Below are 14162 nucleotides of genomic sequence, written 5' to 3'. Positions count from 1 at the left end.
ATGACTCTTGAAGAGCGCGTTAACGATCTGGAAAGCCGGTTGGCGTTTCAAGATGACACCCTCCATTCATTGAACGATGTGCTAGTGGCACAGCAGCGAGTGGTTGATCGATTGCAGTTGCAAATGGCGGCCCTCATCAGGCGCCAGGAAGAAATGGTTGGCCAGTTTGAGTCCTCCGAGGAAGAGGCGCCACCACCGCACTATTGAATCCATCTTTTGTAGAAGTCGATGCAATAAAAAACCGCGAACAGCTCGGCTGTCCGCGGTTTTTTTGTCGCTCGGGATCAGCGACGCGGTAATGCGGCAATCACATCTTCGGCTTGTAGGCCTTTGTCACGGTTCATGACAGAAAACTCCACGCGCTGGCCTTCGACCAGTACCCGGTGACCTTCGCCACGAATGGCCCGGAAATGCACGAAAATATCATCGCCCGAATCCCGAGAGATAAAGCCGAAGCCTTTGGAGGTGTTGAACCACTTGACGGTGCCAGTATCGCGGTTGCTCATGTCATAGCTTGGCGAAGCAGCGGCCGGTGAAGATTTGTAGAAACTGACTGCCAGGTGCAGCAATACGGCAATCAGAGCAAGCGTGAGACTGAAGAGCACCGCAGGTTGACCGCCGATAGTCGGCATCTGGGCCAGCAGTGTAAGGGTTTGCAGTACGACGGCCAGCAACAGCAGGATGCTGACCAGATTTTGCAGTTGGTGACGCGGACCTTTGTTCCAGTAAGGAATAACCGGAGCGAGGGTAAGGTTGAGCAGGCCGAAAAAGGCCAGGTAAAGCGCATCGTGTTGTTGCAGGTAAGGTGCAGCTTGGGGTTGCAGGCTAGGGATGAAGGACAGCAGCAAGGCTGCTGCGCCCATTAGCAGGTGGACGATTTTCAACATTTTAATTGACTCACGTTAAGACGGATCACAAGGAAGAGCTGATTGAGCACGGTTCGCTTCGGAACAATAAGAGGCGTCGGACACGCACCCGGTACCAGCCTATGCGCTGTGCTTGGGTAAATAGGGCATAGCGACACGCTGCCTATTTAACAGCAAAGCCACAGGCTACTCAAATCAGGGCGTCAGGCGGCGCCCTGATGATCGATATGTCGCAGGTCGTCTGGTGATCCGAAGCTGCAGTGAGCCGGCTGGCTTGATAGAGTGGGCCTGCATTTGCTTCATCACCGTTAGGGGAAAGACATGGCAATAGATATCGGTATCAGTGAAGAAGATCGCAAGTCGATTGTGGATGGGCTGTCGCGCCTGCTGTCGGACACGTATGTGCTTTATTTGAAAACTCATAACTTCCACTGGAATGTCACGGGCCCGATGTTTCGGACCCTCCATTTGATGTTCGAAGAGCAATACAACGAGTTGGCGCTGGCCGTCGATTCAATTGCCGAGCGCATTCGCGCACTCGGGTTTCCTGCGCCGGGTGCTTACTCCGTGTACGCACGTCTTTCTTCCATCAAGGAAGAAGAAGGTGTGCCCAGTGCAGAAAATATGATCAAGCAACTTGTCGAGGGACAGGAGGCGGTTACCCGCACCGCCCGCGGAATTTTTCCGTTGCTGGACAAAGTCAGCGACGAGCCAACGGCTGATCTGTTGACCCAGCGCATGCAAGTCCATGAAAAGACCGCGTGGATGCTGCGCTCTCTGCTGGATCAGTAATCACGTCTGCGCGCGAATAACGTCTTAGGGCGTTGTTCGCGCGTTTTTTAACATGTGTGAGTTTTTTTTCGAAGAATCTATACCTGCCTGTGTAGGAACTTTCCTGGCGTAGGACGGTGTCTGCGATCCCCTATCAGTTGTTGGCTTATCCTACGTTCATGGTCATAAAGTCGTCTGGATATAACTTTGCGTCTGCGCTTTTATAAAGAAACAGGATGTTGCTTTTTAAAAGAACAAGGATGGCAAAGGAGTGTCAACGATATGCTTTATGAAGACAGGCGAAGAGAGGAGAAACCCGGTTCGCCGCAGGATATAAAAATTGATCCGTTTGTCAGCGCATTCGATATGGGGCTGGCGTGCCCCTTGTCCCGATCCGTGCGTTTGAATGGCTTTTCGACCTGCTTGCGGTTGGAGCGGGTCTACTGGGATATTCTCAGCGAAATGGCCAAGGCTAATTGCTGCACAGTGAGTGCCCTGTTGTCTCATGTGGACCGCGAGGTGCATTTGCGTCATGGCGGGGTAAAGAATTTCAGCGGGTTGGTGCGAGTGGTCTGTGTCGTGCATAGCCTTAAAGATGGGGGCTGCGTTGCCATGGTCTAGTTGAGGCGGCGTATCGCGGCTGAGTGTCGTCCTGTGCAGTCTTCCGGCTGCACAGGCTGCATTTAATGGATATAATCGCACTCTTTGCCGCAAAACCTTGCGTGTGCGGTAGCAATCTGATCACCGAGACAACCCCATGCCGATGTACGACTATCAATGTGCTTCCTGTGGTCATCAGTTGGAAGCCATTCAAAAGATCAGCGCAGCACCGCTGGTCGACTGCCCTGCGTGCCAGGCGCCAGAGCTTAAAAAGATGCTGTCCATGCCAGGTTTTCGCCTCAGCGGTACCGGCTGGTACGAAACCGATTTCAAGACAGGCTCGAAGAAGAATCTGGCCGGCGGCGATAAAGCCGACTAGCGTCTTGACCCTGTGTTGAACTCTACGCGCGAGCTCTTGCATTATCAGGCGCCTAACGGGTGCGATGGTGCAGCAAGGCCTCCAACCGAATTTCGAATTACGAGAAGTGAAACCACTACCATGATGCGCAGCCATTATTGCGGCCAACTGAACGAAAGCCTGGAAGGCCAGGAAATTACCCTTTGCGGATGGGTTCACCGTCGCCGTGACCACGGTGGAGTGATTTTCCTCGATATCCGTGATCGTGACGGTCTGGCCCAAGTGGTGTTCGACCCGGACCGCGCTGAAACTTTTGCTGCCGCCGATCGTGTGCGTAGCGAATACGTGGTCAAGGTCACCGGCAAGGTGCGCTTGCGTCCAGCCGGTGCGGGCAACGCCAACATGGCTTCGGGCATGATCGAAGTGTTGGGCTACGAACTGGAAGTGCTGAACGAATCGGAAACCCCGCCGTTCCCGCTCAATGAGTTCTCCGACGTTGGCGAAGAAACCCGCCTGCGTTATCGCTTCATCGACCTGCGTCGTCCGGAAATGCTCGAGAAGCTGCGTCTGCGTTCGCGTATGACCACCAGCATTCGTCGTTATCTGGACGAAAACGGCTTCCTCGACGTCGAGACGCCGATCCTGACGCGCGCGACCCCTGAAGGCGCACGTGACTATCTGGTGCCTAGCCGTACTCACGCCGGTTCGTTCTTCGCGTTGCCGCAGTCGCCTCAGCTGTTCAAGCAACTGTTGATGGTCGCCGGCTTCGATCGCTACTACCAGATCGCCAAGTGCTTTCGCGATGAAGACCTGCGTGCCGATCGTCAGCCTGAGTTCACTCAGATCGACATCGAAACCAGCTTCCTCGACGAAAAAGACATCATGGGCCTTACCGAAGGCATGATCCGCAACTTGTTCAAGGAAGTGCTGGATCTGGAATTTGGCGACTTCCCGCACATGACCTGGGACGAGGCCATGCGTCGTTACGGTTCCGACAAGCCGGACCTGCGTAACCCGCTGGAACTGGTTGATGTTGCCGATCAGCTCAAAGAAGTCGACTTCAAGGTCTTCAGTGGTCCTGCCAACGATCCGAAGAGCCGCATTGCAGCTCTGCGTGTACCGGGCGGCGCAAGCATGCCGCGAAGCAAGATCGACGACTACACCAAGTTCGTCGGCATCTACGGTGCCAAGGGGCTGGCGTACATCAAGGTCAACGAGCGTGCCAAGGGCGTCGAAGGCCTGCAGTCGCCTATCGTCAAGAACATCCCTGAGGCCAACCTCAATGTCATCCTTGATCGCGTAGGTGCGGTTGACGGCGATATCGTGTTCTTCGGTGCCGACAAGGCCAAGATTGTCAGTGAAGCCCTGGGTGCGCTGCGGATCAAAGTGGGTAACGATCTTAACCTGCTGACCTGCGAGTGGGCCCCGATGTGGGTGGTCGACTTCCCTATGTTCGAAGAGAACGACGACGGCAGCTTCTCCGCCTTGCACCACCCGTTCACCGCGCCGAAGTGTACCCCGGAAGAACTGGAAGCCAACCCGGCAACCGCCTTGTCCCGCGCTTACGACATGGTGCTGAACGGTACCGAGTTGGGTGGCGGCTCGATCCGTATCCACCGCAAGGAAATGCAACAGTCGGTGTTCCGTCTGCTGGGTATCAGCGAAGCGGAACAGGAAGAGAAATTCGGCTTCCTGCTCGACGCCCTGAAATACGGCGCGCCGCCGCACGGTGGTCTGGCGTTTGGTCTGGACCGTCTGGTGATGCTGATGACTGGCGCTCAGTCGATCCGTGAAGTAATCGCTTTCCCGAAAACCCAGAGCGCGGCATGCGTCATGACTCAAGCTCCTGGTGTTGTCGATGCCAAGGCACTGCGCGAATTGCACATTCGTCTGCGCGAAACGCCTAAAGCAGAGTAAGACTGACCTGAAGGGCGCCTCTTCGCAGGCGCCCTTTGTTTTTAATGGGTCGAAATTTTTTTGCTGGCCGACGCATCCTCGCGTGGCGAGCAATGTTTCAAAGAGAATTCGGAGCGAGTTATGGCGGGTCATTCCAAGTGGGCGAACATCAAGCACCGCAAAGAACGTCAGGATGCCAAGAAAGGCAAGATTTTCACCAAGTGGATTCGTGAGCTGACCGTTGCTGCCCGTCAGGGCGGCGCTGATCCAGGCTCCAACCCGCGTTTGCGTCTGGCGCTGGACAAGGCCCTTGGTGCGAACATGAGTCGCGATATCATCGACCGCGCGGTCGCCCGCGGCGCTGGCGCTGCCGACACTGACGACATGGTCGAGCTGACTTATGAAGGCTACGGCCCTGGCGGTGTTGCGGTGATGGTCGAATGCATGACCGACAACCGTAACCGCACCGCAGCCGCTGTGCGTCATGCGTTCAGCAAGTGTGGCGGCAATTTGGGGACTGATGGTTCGGTGGCCTATCTGTTCGAGCGCAAGGGGCAGATTTCCTTTGCTCCGGGCGTTGATGAAGACGCACTGATGGAAGCCGCCATGGAAGCCGACGCCGACGACGTGGAGACCCATGAAGACGGCTCTATTGATGTGTTTACCTCGTTCGCGGGTTTCTACTCCGTGCGCAATGCTCTCGAAGCTGCAGGTTTTAAAGGGCATGACGCAGAAATTGTGATGCTGCCGACCACCAGTGCCGAACTGGATCTGGAGGGCGCCGAGAAGGTGCTCAAACTGCTCGACATGCTCGAAGACCTGGATGACGTGCAAAACGTCTATTCCAATGCGGACATTGCGGAGTCGGTTGCCGCTCAGTTGGGCTAAGCGCGACTAAGATCTACTGTGGGAGCCGGCTCGCTTACGTTAACGCAGGCAAGCCAGCTCCCACATTTGTTATTAGCGGCATTGAAAATGCTGCTCTTACCCAACCCGCAGGCGTTATGACTTTAATTCTTGGTATCGATCCCGGTTCGCGTATTACCGGTTATGGCGTTGTACGCGATACCGGACGCGGTTGTGTTTACGTTGCGTCGGGTTGCATTCGCACTGGTGCCGGTGAGCTGCATGAGCGCCTGCAAATCGTCTATCGCGGTGTACGCGAGGTCATCCAGACCTACGGGCCGGTGACCATGGGCATCGAAAAGGTCTTCATGGCGCGCAATGCCGATTCTGCGCTGAAGCTCGGTCAGGCGCGTGGCGCAGCTATCGTGGCCGGTGCCGAAGAAAACCTGGAGATCGCGGAGTACACCGCCACTCAGGTCAAACAGGCAGTGACCGGGACCGGTGCGGCCAATAAAGAGCAAGTGCAGATGATGGTCATGCACATGCTGAAACTAATCAGTAAACCGCAAATCGATGCCTCGGACGCCCTGGCTATTGCGATTTGTCACGCTCATACCCGTTCCAGCCTGTTGCCTCACGGTTTGGGCGCGGCACGCAGTCGTGGCGGGCGCCTGCGTCTCTGATAGCATCAGCAATCTTTTTATGGAATGAGGGTTTTGCGCCTGTGTTGTCGGCGCCGCCCCTTGCTCTGTCAGTCGCCAGCCTTCGATCTGGCCAACGCTCAAGGATCTGAAACGTGATTGGACGCTTGCGCGGCACCCTCGCTGAGAAACAGCCGCCGCACCTGATTCTGGATGTAAACGGTCTGGGGTATGAGCTGGAAGTGCCCATGACCACCCTGTATCGCTTGCCGTCGGTCGGTGAACCGCTGACCTTGCACACCCATCTGGTGGTGCGCGAAGACGCGCAGTTACTCTATGGCTTCTTTGGCAGGCGCGAGCGAGACTTTTTTCGTGAACTGATCCGTCTCAACGGGGTGGGGCCGAAACTGGCGCTGGCTTTGATGTCGAGTCTGGAGGTTGATGAGTTGGTCCGTTGCGTGCAGTCCCAAGACACGTCAGCGCTGACCAAAGTGCCGGGAGTGGGCAAGAAAACTGCCGAGCGTTTGCTGGTGGAACTCAAGGACCGTTTCAAGGCCTGGGAAACCGTGCCCAGCATGTTTGCGCTGGTGCCGAATCAACCGGATGCACCCGTCCAGGTGGCTACCGCCGAAAACGACGCGGTCAGTGCGCTGATTTCCTTGGGCTACAAGCCTCAGGAAGCGAGCAAAGCTGTTTCCGCGATCAAGGAGAAAGGTTTGAGCAGTGAAGACATGATTCGTCGTGCCCTGAAGGGAATGATCTAAGTGATTGAAGCTGATCGTCTGATTGCCGCCACGCCCGGCCCTCGTGACCGTGAAGAGGTCCAGGACCGTGCGATTCGTCCTGTCAGCCTGGCCGAATACATTGGCCAGCCGACCGTTCGCGAACAAATGGAGTTGTTTATCCAGGCTGCCCGTGGACGTAACGAATCGCTGGACCACACGCTGATTTTCGGCCCGCCCGGTTTGGGTAAAACCACCTTGGCCAACATCATTGCCCAGGAAATGGGCGTGTCGATCAAAAGCACCTCTGGACCGGTGCTTGAGCGTCCCGGTGATTTGGCCGCGCTGCTGACAAACCTTGAGCCTCATGACGTGCTGTTCATCGACGAAATCCATCGGCTGTCGCCGATTGTCGAAGAAGTGCTGTATCCGGCTATGGAAGATTTTCAGCTCGATATCATGATTGGCGAAGGCCCGGCTGCACGCTCGATCAAACTTGATCTGCCGCCGTTCACTCTGGTCGGCGCGACTACTCGCGCCGGCATGCTGACCAACCCGTTACGTGACCGCTTCGGGATTGTCCAGCGACTGGAGTTCTACAGCACGGCTGACTTGGCAACGATTGTCAGTCGTTCGGCGAATATTCTTGGTTTGCCGCTGGACCCGGAGGGCGCCTTTGAAATCGCTCGGCGTGCTCGAGGTACGCCGCGAATTGCCAACCGCTTGCTGCGCCGGGTTCGGGATTTCGCCGAAGTTCGCGCCAATGGCCATATCACGAAGCCGATCGCCGACCTGGCCCTGAACCTGCTGGATGTCGATGAGCGTGGCCTGGACCACCAGGATCGACGTCTGTTGTTGACCATGATCGAGAAGTTCGACGGTGGCCCTGTCGGGGTGGACAGCCTGGCGGCGGCCATCAGTGAAGAACGTCATACCATCGAAGATGTGCTGGAGCCTTATTTGATCCAGCAGGGTTACATCATGCGGACCCCACGGGGTCGAGTCGTCACTCGGCATGCGTATTTGCACTTTGGTTTAAACATCCCGTCACGAATGGGTGAGATGCCCGTGGTAGACGAGTTTCTCGATGCAGTGGACGATTAATAAATTTTCGCGCACTGATTTATTCGGGGTTTGCGCGGTCCTAGGGGCTGGTATGACGAATCTTTCACTAGAAAGCAGCAGAACAATGAAAAACAGTTGCCTGGCCGGATTGGCAACATGAGGAGTAAGCACTAGAGTATGCGCGCGCAAAACGGGCTTGAGCCGTTCGCACATCGTTGTCGCGTTTATTACGAGGACACCGATGCCGGCGGCATCGTGTATTACGTTAATTACCTCAAGTTTATGGAGCGGGCTCGAACCGAGCGGCTACGGGAACTGGGCTTTGCCCAGTCCCAGCTGGCAGGGGAGGACCTGTTGTTTGTCGTGCATTCCAGCGAAGCGCGTTACCACGCGCCGGCGCGACTGGACGACGAACTGTTGGTAAGCGCTGAAGTAGTCGAATTGAACCGTGTCAGCCTGCGCTTCAAACAGCAGGTCAGGAGGGCTACGGATAATGTGCTGCTCTGCGAAGGGCAGTTTCTGGTGGCCTGTGTGCGCACTAACAGTTTGAAACCCCGGGCCATTCCCGAAGCTCTACGTGCGGCCTTTGCCGACGAGAGCGGCGCGGGTACACACTCAAAGCAGGAGATAAAGCGTGGAAGCTAACGTCGTCGACCATTCCTCCATGTGGAGCTTGGTCAGCAATGCCAGCGTCGTGGTGCAGTTGGTAATGCTGATTCTGGTAGCCGCATCGGTGACCTCATGGATCATGATCTTTCAACGCAGCAATCTGATACGTGCCGGTCGACGTGCTCTGGAGAGTTTTGAAGAGCGCTTCTGGTCGGGTATCGATCTGTCCAAACTCTACCGTCAGGCCGGCAGCAACCCTGATCCGGATTCGGGCGTTGAGCAGATTTTCCGTGCCGGTTTCAAGGAGTTCTCCCGTCTGCGCCAGCAGCCAGGTGTTGATCCTGAAGCCGTTATGGAAGGCGTGGCGCGTGCCATGCGTGTAGCCATTTCTCGCGAAGAAGAAAAGCTTGAGCAGAGCTTGCCATTCCTCGCCACCGTCGGTTCCGTGAGCCCGTACATCGGTCTGTTCGGTACGGTCTGGGGCATCATGAACTCCTTCCGTGGTTTGGCGACTGCCCAGCAAGCGACATTGGCCACTGTGGCCCCAGGTATTGCCGAAGCACTGGTGGCTACTGCCATCGGCCTGTTCGCGGCGATCCCGGCCGTTATCGCTTACAACCGTTTTGCTTCTCGCAGCGAAACCCTGCTGAGCCGTTACTACACCTTCGCCGACGAATTCCAGGCGATCCTGCACCGCAAAGTGCACACCAGCGAAGAATAAGCAGGTAATTCCCGATGGCTTTAATCGCTCGAGCTCGCAAAAAGCGCAAGCCGGTTGCCGAGATGAACGTAGTGCCATACATCGACGTGATGTTGGTGCTACTGGTCATCTTCATGGTGACCGCGCCGATGCTCAATCAGGGCGTGAAAGTTGATCTGCCCAAGGTTTCCAGCGAAGCCTTGCCGCAGGACAACAACACTCAGGTCCTGACCATTTCGATCAAGGCTGACAAGACCTACTACTGGAACCTTGGCAGCGAAGTCGACACAGAAAAACAGCAGGACAAGGCCATGACCTTGCCGCAGATGACCGACGCGGTGACCAAAATCATCCGCGCCGGTAATGAAGGCGGCAAGCACACGCAAGTCTTCATTCGCGGCGACAAGACCGTCGATTACGGCTCCGTCATGGGCGCCATGGGCGGGTTGCAAAAAGCCGGAGTCGGTAACGTTGGCTTGATTACCGAGGCGCCCTGATGCAGCAACAACGAGAGCCAACAGCCTCGGAAAGCTACTTCTGGCCGAGTGTCTGGGCGATTGGCTTGCACGTGCTGGTGTTTGGCATGTTGTTCGTCAGTTTTGCCCTGACCCCGGAGTTGCCGCCGGCCAAGCCGATCGTCCAGGCGACGCTGTACCAGCTGAAATCGAAAAGTCGCGCGACCACCCAGACCAATCAGAAGATTGCGGGTGAAGCGGTGAAGTCTGCTGCGCGTCAGACCGAAGTCGAACAGATGGAACAGAAGAAGGTCGAGCAGGAAGCGGTGAAGGCTGCGGAACAAAAGAAAGAAGAAGCGGCTCAAAAAGCCGAGGAAGCCAAGAAGGCCGACGAGTCCAAGAAATCTGAGGAGGCGAAAAAGGCTGACGAAGCCAAAAAAGCCGACGAAGCGAAGAAGACCGCCGAAGCCAAAAAGGTTGAAGAGAAACAATTGGCTGATATAGCCAAGAAGAAATCGGAAGAAGAAGCCAAGAAGGCTGCTGAAGAAGAGGCCAAGAAAGCGGCCGCTGAAGCAGCGAAGAAAAAGATTGTCGAAGACGCGAAGAAAAAAGCCGCTGACGACGCCAAGAAGAAAGCTGAAGCGGACGAGGCGAAGAAGAAAGTCGCCGAGGATGCGAAGAAGAAAGCTGCTGCTGATGCTGCGAAGAAAAAATCGCAGGATGCGGCACGTAAGTCCGCCGAAGATAAAAAGGCTCAGGCCCTGGCTGATTTGCTTTCCGACACGCCGCAGCGCCAGCAGGCTTTGGCCGATGAGCAGGGTGACGAAGTCGCGGGCAGTTTCGATGACCTGATTCGTGCACGTGCAGCGGAAGGCTGGGCTCGTCCACCTTCGGCACGCAAAGGCATGACGGTTGTGGTGCAAATCGGCATGTTGCCGGACGGCACGGTGACTTCGGTCAGCGTTTCCAAGTCCAGTGGCGATGGCCCGTTCGACGCGTCTGCTGTAGCTGCGGTCAAGAATATTGGACGTTTGACAGAAATGCAGGGAATGAAGCCGAGCGATTTCGCTCCGTATCGTTCATTCAAGATGACATTCACACCTGAGGATCTAGCCTTGTGAGAAACCTTCTTCGAGGAATGCTTGTCGTTATTTGCTGCCTGGCAGGGATAGCGACAGCAGATGAAAAAAACATTCTGGTCACCAGCGGTAGCGATCGGGCAACCCCGATCGCTGTCGTCCCATTCGGCTTCCAGGGCGGCACCGTACTGCCGGACGACATGGCTGAAATCATCGGCAACGACCTGCGCAACTCGGGTTACTACTCGCCGATTCCAAAGCAGAACATGATCAGCCAGCCGACTCAGGCGAGCGAAATCATTTTTCGTGACTGGAAGGCTTTGAGTGCCCAGTACGTGATGGTCGGCAGCATTGTTCCGGCGGGCGGTCGTCTGCAGGTGCAATACGCGTTGTTCAACGTCGCCACCGAGCAGCAAGTGCTGACCGGCAGTGTCTCTGGCTCCGTCGATCAACTGCGAGACATGGCGCACTACATCTCTGACCAGTCGTTCGAAAAACTCACCGGCATTAAAGGTGCGTTCTCGACACGTCTGCTGTATGTGACCGCTGAGCGTTTCTCCGAGAAGAACACTCGCTACACGCTGCAACGTTCGGATTATGACGGTGCCCGTGCCGTGACTCTGCTGCAATCGCGCGAGCCAATCCTTTCGCCGCGTTTTGCACCGGACGGCAAGCGCATCGCTTATGTCTCTTTCGAGCAGCGTCGCCCACGTATTTTCATGCAGAACATCGACACCGGTCGCCGTGAGCAAATCACCAATTTCGAAGGCTTGAACGGCGCGCCAGCCTGGTCGCCAGACGGCAATCGCCTGGCGTTCGTGCTGTCGAAAGACGGTAACCCTGACATCTATGTGATGAACCTGGGTTCGCGTCAGATTTCTCGTGTCACCAACGGTCCTGGCATTAACACCGAGCCGTTCTGGGGTAAAGATGGTTCGACCATCTACTTCACCTCCGACCGTGGCGGCAAGCCACAAATCTATAAAACCAGCGTCGGCGGTGGCGGTGCGGAACGTGTGACATTCATCGGTAACTACAACGCCAACCCTAAACTGTCGGCTGACGAAAAGACCCTGGTGATGATTCACCGCCAGGATGGCTTCACTAATTTCAAGGTGGCGGCTCAGGATTTGCAGCGCGGAAGCGTAAAAATCCTAACTGATAGCACTCTGGACGAGTCGCCTACTGTCGCGCCCAACGGCACCATGGTAATCTACGCCACCCGCCAGCAGGGCCGGGGAGTCTTGATGCTCGTGTCCATTAATGGACGCGTAAGGCTCCCGCTTCCTACCGCACAAGGCGAAGTCAGAGAACCTTCCTGGTCCCCTTACCTGAACTGACGCGGCGCTACACGCTTTACTTAACACACTGGGGTTCATTAGGAGTTTTACGATGGAAATGCTGAAGTTTGGTAAATTTGCTGCGCTGGCTCTGGCCATGGCTGTAGCTGTAGGTTGCTCGTCTAAAGGCGGCGACAATGCCGGTCAAGGCGCTGTTGATCCAAACGCTGGTTACGGCGCTAACACTGGTGCTGTTGATGGCTCCCTGAGCGAAGAAGCTGCTCTGCGTGCAATCACCACTTTCTACTTCGAATACGACAGCTCGGACCTGAAGCCAGAAGCCATGCGCGCTCTGGACGTTCACGCCAAAGACCTGAAAGCAAACGGCGCTCGCGTTGTTCTGGAAGGCAACACCGACGAACGTGGTACTCGTGAGTACAACATGGCACTGGGCGAGCGTCGTGCGAAAGCCGTTCAGCGTTACCTGGTACTGCAAGGTGTTTCCCCAGCTCAGCTGGAATTGGTTTCCTACGGCGAAGAGCGTCCAGTTGCTACCGGCAACGACGAGCAGTCCTGGGCTCAAAACCGTCGCGTCGAACTGCGTAAGTAATTCGTCATGCGAACGTGCCGTCGTGCTGTAACTGTTTTGGCTCTCAGTCTCGCGCCGCTTGCGGTGTGGGCTGCGGTTCCTGTGGTCGATAACAACTCCGGTTATAACAATAGCGGGAGCAGTTATCCGCCTGCGGGTTACGGTACGAACGGCGCCTATGCCGGGGGAGGGGTTTCGACCCCTGTCTCGGCACAGGGCGAGCTGTTCAACCAACTGCAATCGATGCAAGAACAGATTTCGCGCCAACAAGGTGTGATCGAAGTTCTGCAAAATGATGTTGCGCGCATGAAGCAGGAAAACCTGGAGCGATACCAGGATCTTGATCGGCGCATAGGAACCGGCGTTGCACCAGCCGCGACTCCTGATAATTCTTCTGCTGGTGGCAATTTGAATGCCGCCGGCGCAGCAGCAAGTGCAGGCGCGGCGGCGGGGGCTGCCACTCCTGCGCCTGCCGCCAGCAGCGAACCGGGTGATCCGGCGAAGGAAAAGCTGTATTACGACGCAGCCTTCGACCTGATTAAAGCCAAGGATTTTGACAAGGCCAGTCAGGCCTTCGCCGCTTTCTTGCGCAAGTACCCGAACAGCCAATACGCGGGCAATGCCCAGTATTGGCTGGGTGAGGTGAACCTGGCCAAGGGTGATCTGCAAGGTGCAGGTCAGGCTTTTGCCAAGGTCTCTCAGCTGTACCCCAAGCATGCCAAAGTGCCTGACTCGCTGTACAAGCTCGCTGATGTGGAGCGCCGACTGGGTCATACCGACAAGGTCAAAGGCATTCTGCAGCAGGTGGTGTCGCAATATCCGGGCACTTCCGCCGCTCAGTTGGCTCAACGCGATCTGCAGCGCATGTAAGCCTGTTTGACCCGTTGTGAAGAAACCCGCGCCTGTCGCGGGTTTTTTCGTTAGAATTCACGCCCTTTTCTGAAACACCGCTTTTGGGGATTCACGCGTTGGCGGGGTTCCCTTGAGTGCCTGACGGAGGCGGACAGCCTGTTTAGCTGTTACGCCCGTGGCGACTATGCAAGACACATTAAGAATCACCGAAGTTTTCTACTCGTTGCAGGGTGAAACACGGACAGCCGGGCTGCCTACTGTTTTTGTGCGCCTGACCGGTTGCCCATTGCGTTGCCAATACTGCGACAGTGCCTACGCTTTTACCGGCGGCACCCTGCGCCCTCTCGAAGACATCCTTGAGCAGGTGGCAGCTTTTCGTCCACGTTACGTCTGTGTCACGGGTGGCGAACCTCTGGCTCAACCTAACGCCATTTCGCTGCTCAAACAGCTGTGTGATGCGGGTTACGAAGTTTCGTTGGAAACCAGCGGCGCTTTGGATATCTCGGCAGTCGACCCTCGGGTCAGTCGTGTTGTCGATCTGAAAACCCCGGGCTCGAAAGAAGCTCACCGAAATCGTTACGAGAACATCGAGCTGCTCACGCGCAACGACCAGGTGAAGTTTGTCATCTGCTCGCGGGAAGACTATGACTGGGCCGTGTCCAAGCTTATCCAGTTCGGCCTCGACGGGCGTGCTGGCGAAGTCTTGTTCTCGCCAAGTCATCATGATTTGAATGCGCGAGACCTGGCTGACTGGGTGGTGGCGGATAACTTGCCAGTGCGTCTGCAATTGCAGTTGCATAAATATCTTTGGAACGACGAGCCGGGGCGCTGAT

General features: G+C 56.2%; 18 protein-coding genes. 17 read left to right on the top strand and 1 reads right to left on the bottom strand.

Features of this window, described 5'->3' with window-relative positions; translation table 11 throughout:
* The gene (locus RHM68_RS19125) at positions 1-207 is read left to right on the top strand and encodes a SlyX family protein (RefSeq protein WP_322217838.1); all 207 of its coding nucleotides are present in this window, start codon (positions 1-3) and stop codon (positions 205-207) included.
* Between the two features lie 77 nt (positions 208-284).
* Here the strand turns inward: RHM68_RS19125 and RHM68_RS19120 are convergent, their stop codons facing one another.
* Complete coding sequence (locus RHM68_RS19120; protein ID WP_322217836.1) at positions 285-887, bottom strand: cold-shock protein; 603 nt, start codon at positions 885-887, stop codon at positions 285-287.
* A 300-nt stretch (positions 888-1187) separates the two neighbouring features.
* On the opposite strand from RHM68_RS19120, the gene RHM68_RS19115 reads away from it, so the two are divergent.
* The 16 genes from RHM68_RS19115 to queE all read left to right on the top strand — a co-directional run bounded on the left by RHM68_RS19115 (position 1188) and on the right by queE (position 14161).
* The gene (locus tag RHM68_RS19115; protein WP_322217834.1) at positions 1188-1658 is read left to right on the top strand and encodes a Dps family protein; all 471 of its coding nucleotides are present in this window, start codon (positions 1188-1190) and stop codon (positions 1656-1658) included.
* A gap of 261 nt (positions 1659-1919) precedes the next feature.
* A complete protein-coding gene (locus RHM68_RS19110; RefSeq protein ID WP_322223860.1) occupies positions 1920-2258 on the top strand; it encodes a ribbon-helix-helix domain-containing protein in 339 nt (112 codons plus the stop codon).
* A 136-nt stretch (positions 2259-2394) separates the two neighbouring features.
* Entirely contained in the window at positions 2395-2616 is a 222-nt protein-coding gene (locus tag RHM68_RS19105; RefSeq protein WP_010457489.1) for an FmdB family zinc ribbon protein, read from the top strand.
* A 120-nt stretch (positions 2617-2736) separates the two neighbouring features.
* On the top strand, positions 2737-4512 hold the full coding sequence (gene aspS, locus RHM68_RS19100; protein WP_322217828.1) for an aspartate--tRNA ligase: 1776 nt from the start codon (positions 2737-2739) through the stop codon (positions 4510-4512).
* A gap of 120 nt (positions 4513-4632) precedes the next feature.
* The gene (locus tag RHM68_RS19095; protein WP_322217826.1) at positions 4633-5379 is read left to right on the top strand and encodes a YebC/PmpR family DNA-binding transcriptional regulator; all 747 of its coding nucleotides are present in this window, start codon (positions 4633-4635) and stop codon (positions 5377-5379) included.
* A 116-nt stretch (positions 5380-5495) separates the two neighbouring features.
* Positions 5496-6020, top strand: coding sequence for a crossover junction endodeoxyribonuclease RuvC (gene ruvC / locus RHM68_RS19090; RefSeq protein WP_322217824.1), 525 nt, complete (start codon positions 5496-5498; stop codon positions 6018-6020).
* Positions 6021-6133: 113 nt separating this feature from the next.
* Complete coding sequence (gene ruvA / locus RHM68_RS19085; RefSeq protein WP_322217821.1) at positions 6134-6742, top strand: Holliday junction branch migration protein RuvA; 609 nt, start codon at positions 6134-6136, stop codon at positions 6740-6742.
* On the top strand, positions 6743-7804 hold the full coding sequence (ruvB, locus tag RHM68_RS19080) for a Holliday junction branch migration DNA helicase RuvB (RefSeq protein WP_322217819.1): 1062 nt from the start codon (positions 6743-6745) through the stop codon (positions 7802-7804).
* Between the two features lie 138 nt (positions 7805-7942).
* A complete protein-coding gene (gene ybgC / locus RHM68_RS19075) occupies positions 7943-8410 on the top strand; it encodes a tol-pal system-associated acyl-CoA thioesterase (protein WP_322217817.1) in 468 nt (155 codons plus the stop codon).
* Complete coding sequence (tolQ, locus tag RHM68_RS19070) at positions 8400-9095, top strand: protein TolQ (protein WP_322217814.1); 696 nt, start codon at positions 8400-8402, stop codon at positions 9093-9095. Before ybgC ends, tolQ begins: the two co-directional genes overlap by 11 nt.
* A 23-nt stretch (positions 9096-9118) precedes the next feature.
* A complete protein-coding gene (gene tolR / locus RHM68_RS19065) occupies positions 9119-9571 on the top strand; it encodes a protein TolR (protein WP_170219116.1) in 453 nt (150 codons plus the stop codon).
* Positions 9571-10650: a cell envelope integrity protein TolA gene (tolA, locus tag RHM68_RS19060; RefSeq protein WP_322217812.1), complete on the top strand. Its 1080-nt coding sequence runs from the start codon at positions 9571-9573 to the stop codon at positions 10648-10650. Before tolR ends, tolA begins: the two co-directional genes overlap by 1 nt.
* Positions 10647-11948: a Tol-Pal system beta propeller repeat protein TolB gene (gene tolB, locus RHM68_RS19055; protein ID WP_416195203.1), complete on the top strand. Its 1302-nt coding sequence runs from the start codon at positions 10647-10649 to the stop codon at positions 11946-11948. Before tolA ends, tolB begins: the two co-directional genes overlap by 4 nt.
* 52 nt (positions 11949-12000) lie before the next feature.
* Positions 12001-12498, top strand: a complete 498-nt coding sequence (pal, locus tag RHM68_RS19050; RefSeq protein ID WP_090187413.1) for a peptidoglycan-associated lipoprotein Pal — start codon at positions 12001-12003, stop codon at positions 12496-12498.
* A 6-nt stretch (positions 12499-12504) separates the two neighbouring features.
* Positions 12505-13347 carry a tol-pal system protein YbgF gene (gene ybgF, locus RHM68_RS19045; protein WP_322217808.1) on the top strand — a complete coding sequence of 281 codons (843 nt, stop codon included), beginning with the start codon at positions 12505-12507 and terminating at the stop codon, positions 13345-13347.
* Positions 13348-13513: 166 nt separating this feature from the next.
* Positions 13514-14161, top strand: a complete 648-nt coding sequence (gene queE, locus RHM68_RS19040) for a 7-carboxy-7-deazaguanine synthase QueE (RefSeq protein WP_322217806.1) — start codon at positions 13514-13516, stop codon at positions 14159-14161.
* Position 14162: the final 1 nt, after the last annotated feature.

The organism is Pseudomonas sp. DC1.2, assembly GCF_034351645.1.
Classification (GTDB): Bacteria; Pseudomonadota; Gammaproteobacteria; order Pseudomonadales; family Pseudomonadaceae; genus Aquipseudomonas.
Note: the sequence above shows the minus strand (reverse complement) of the source record. Positions and strands in the feature narration are given on the sequence as shown.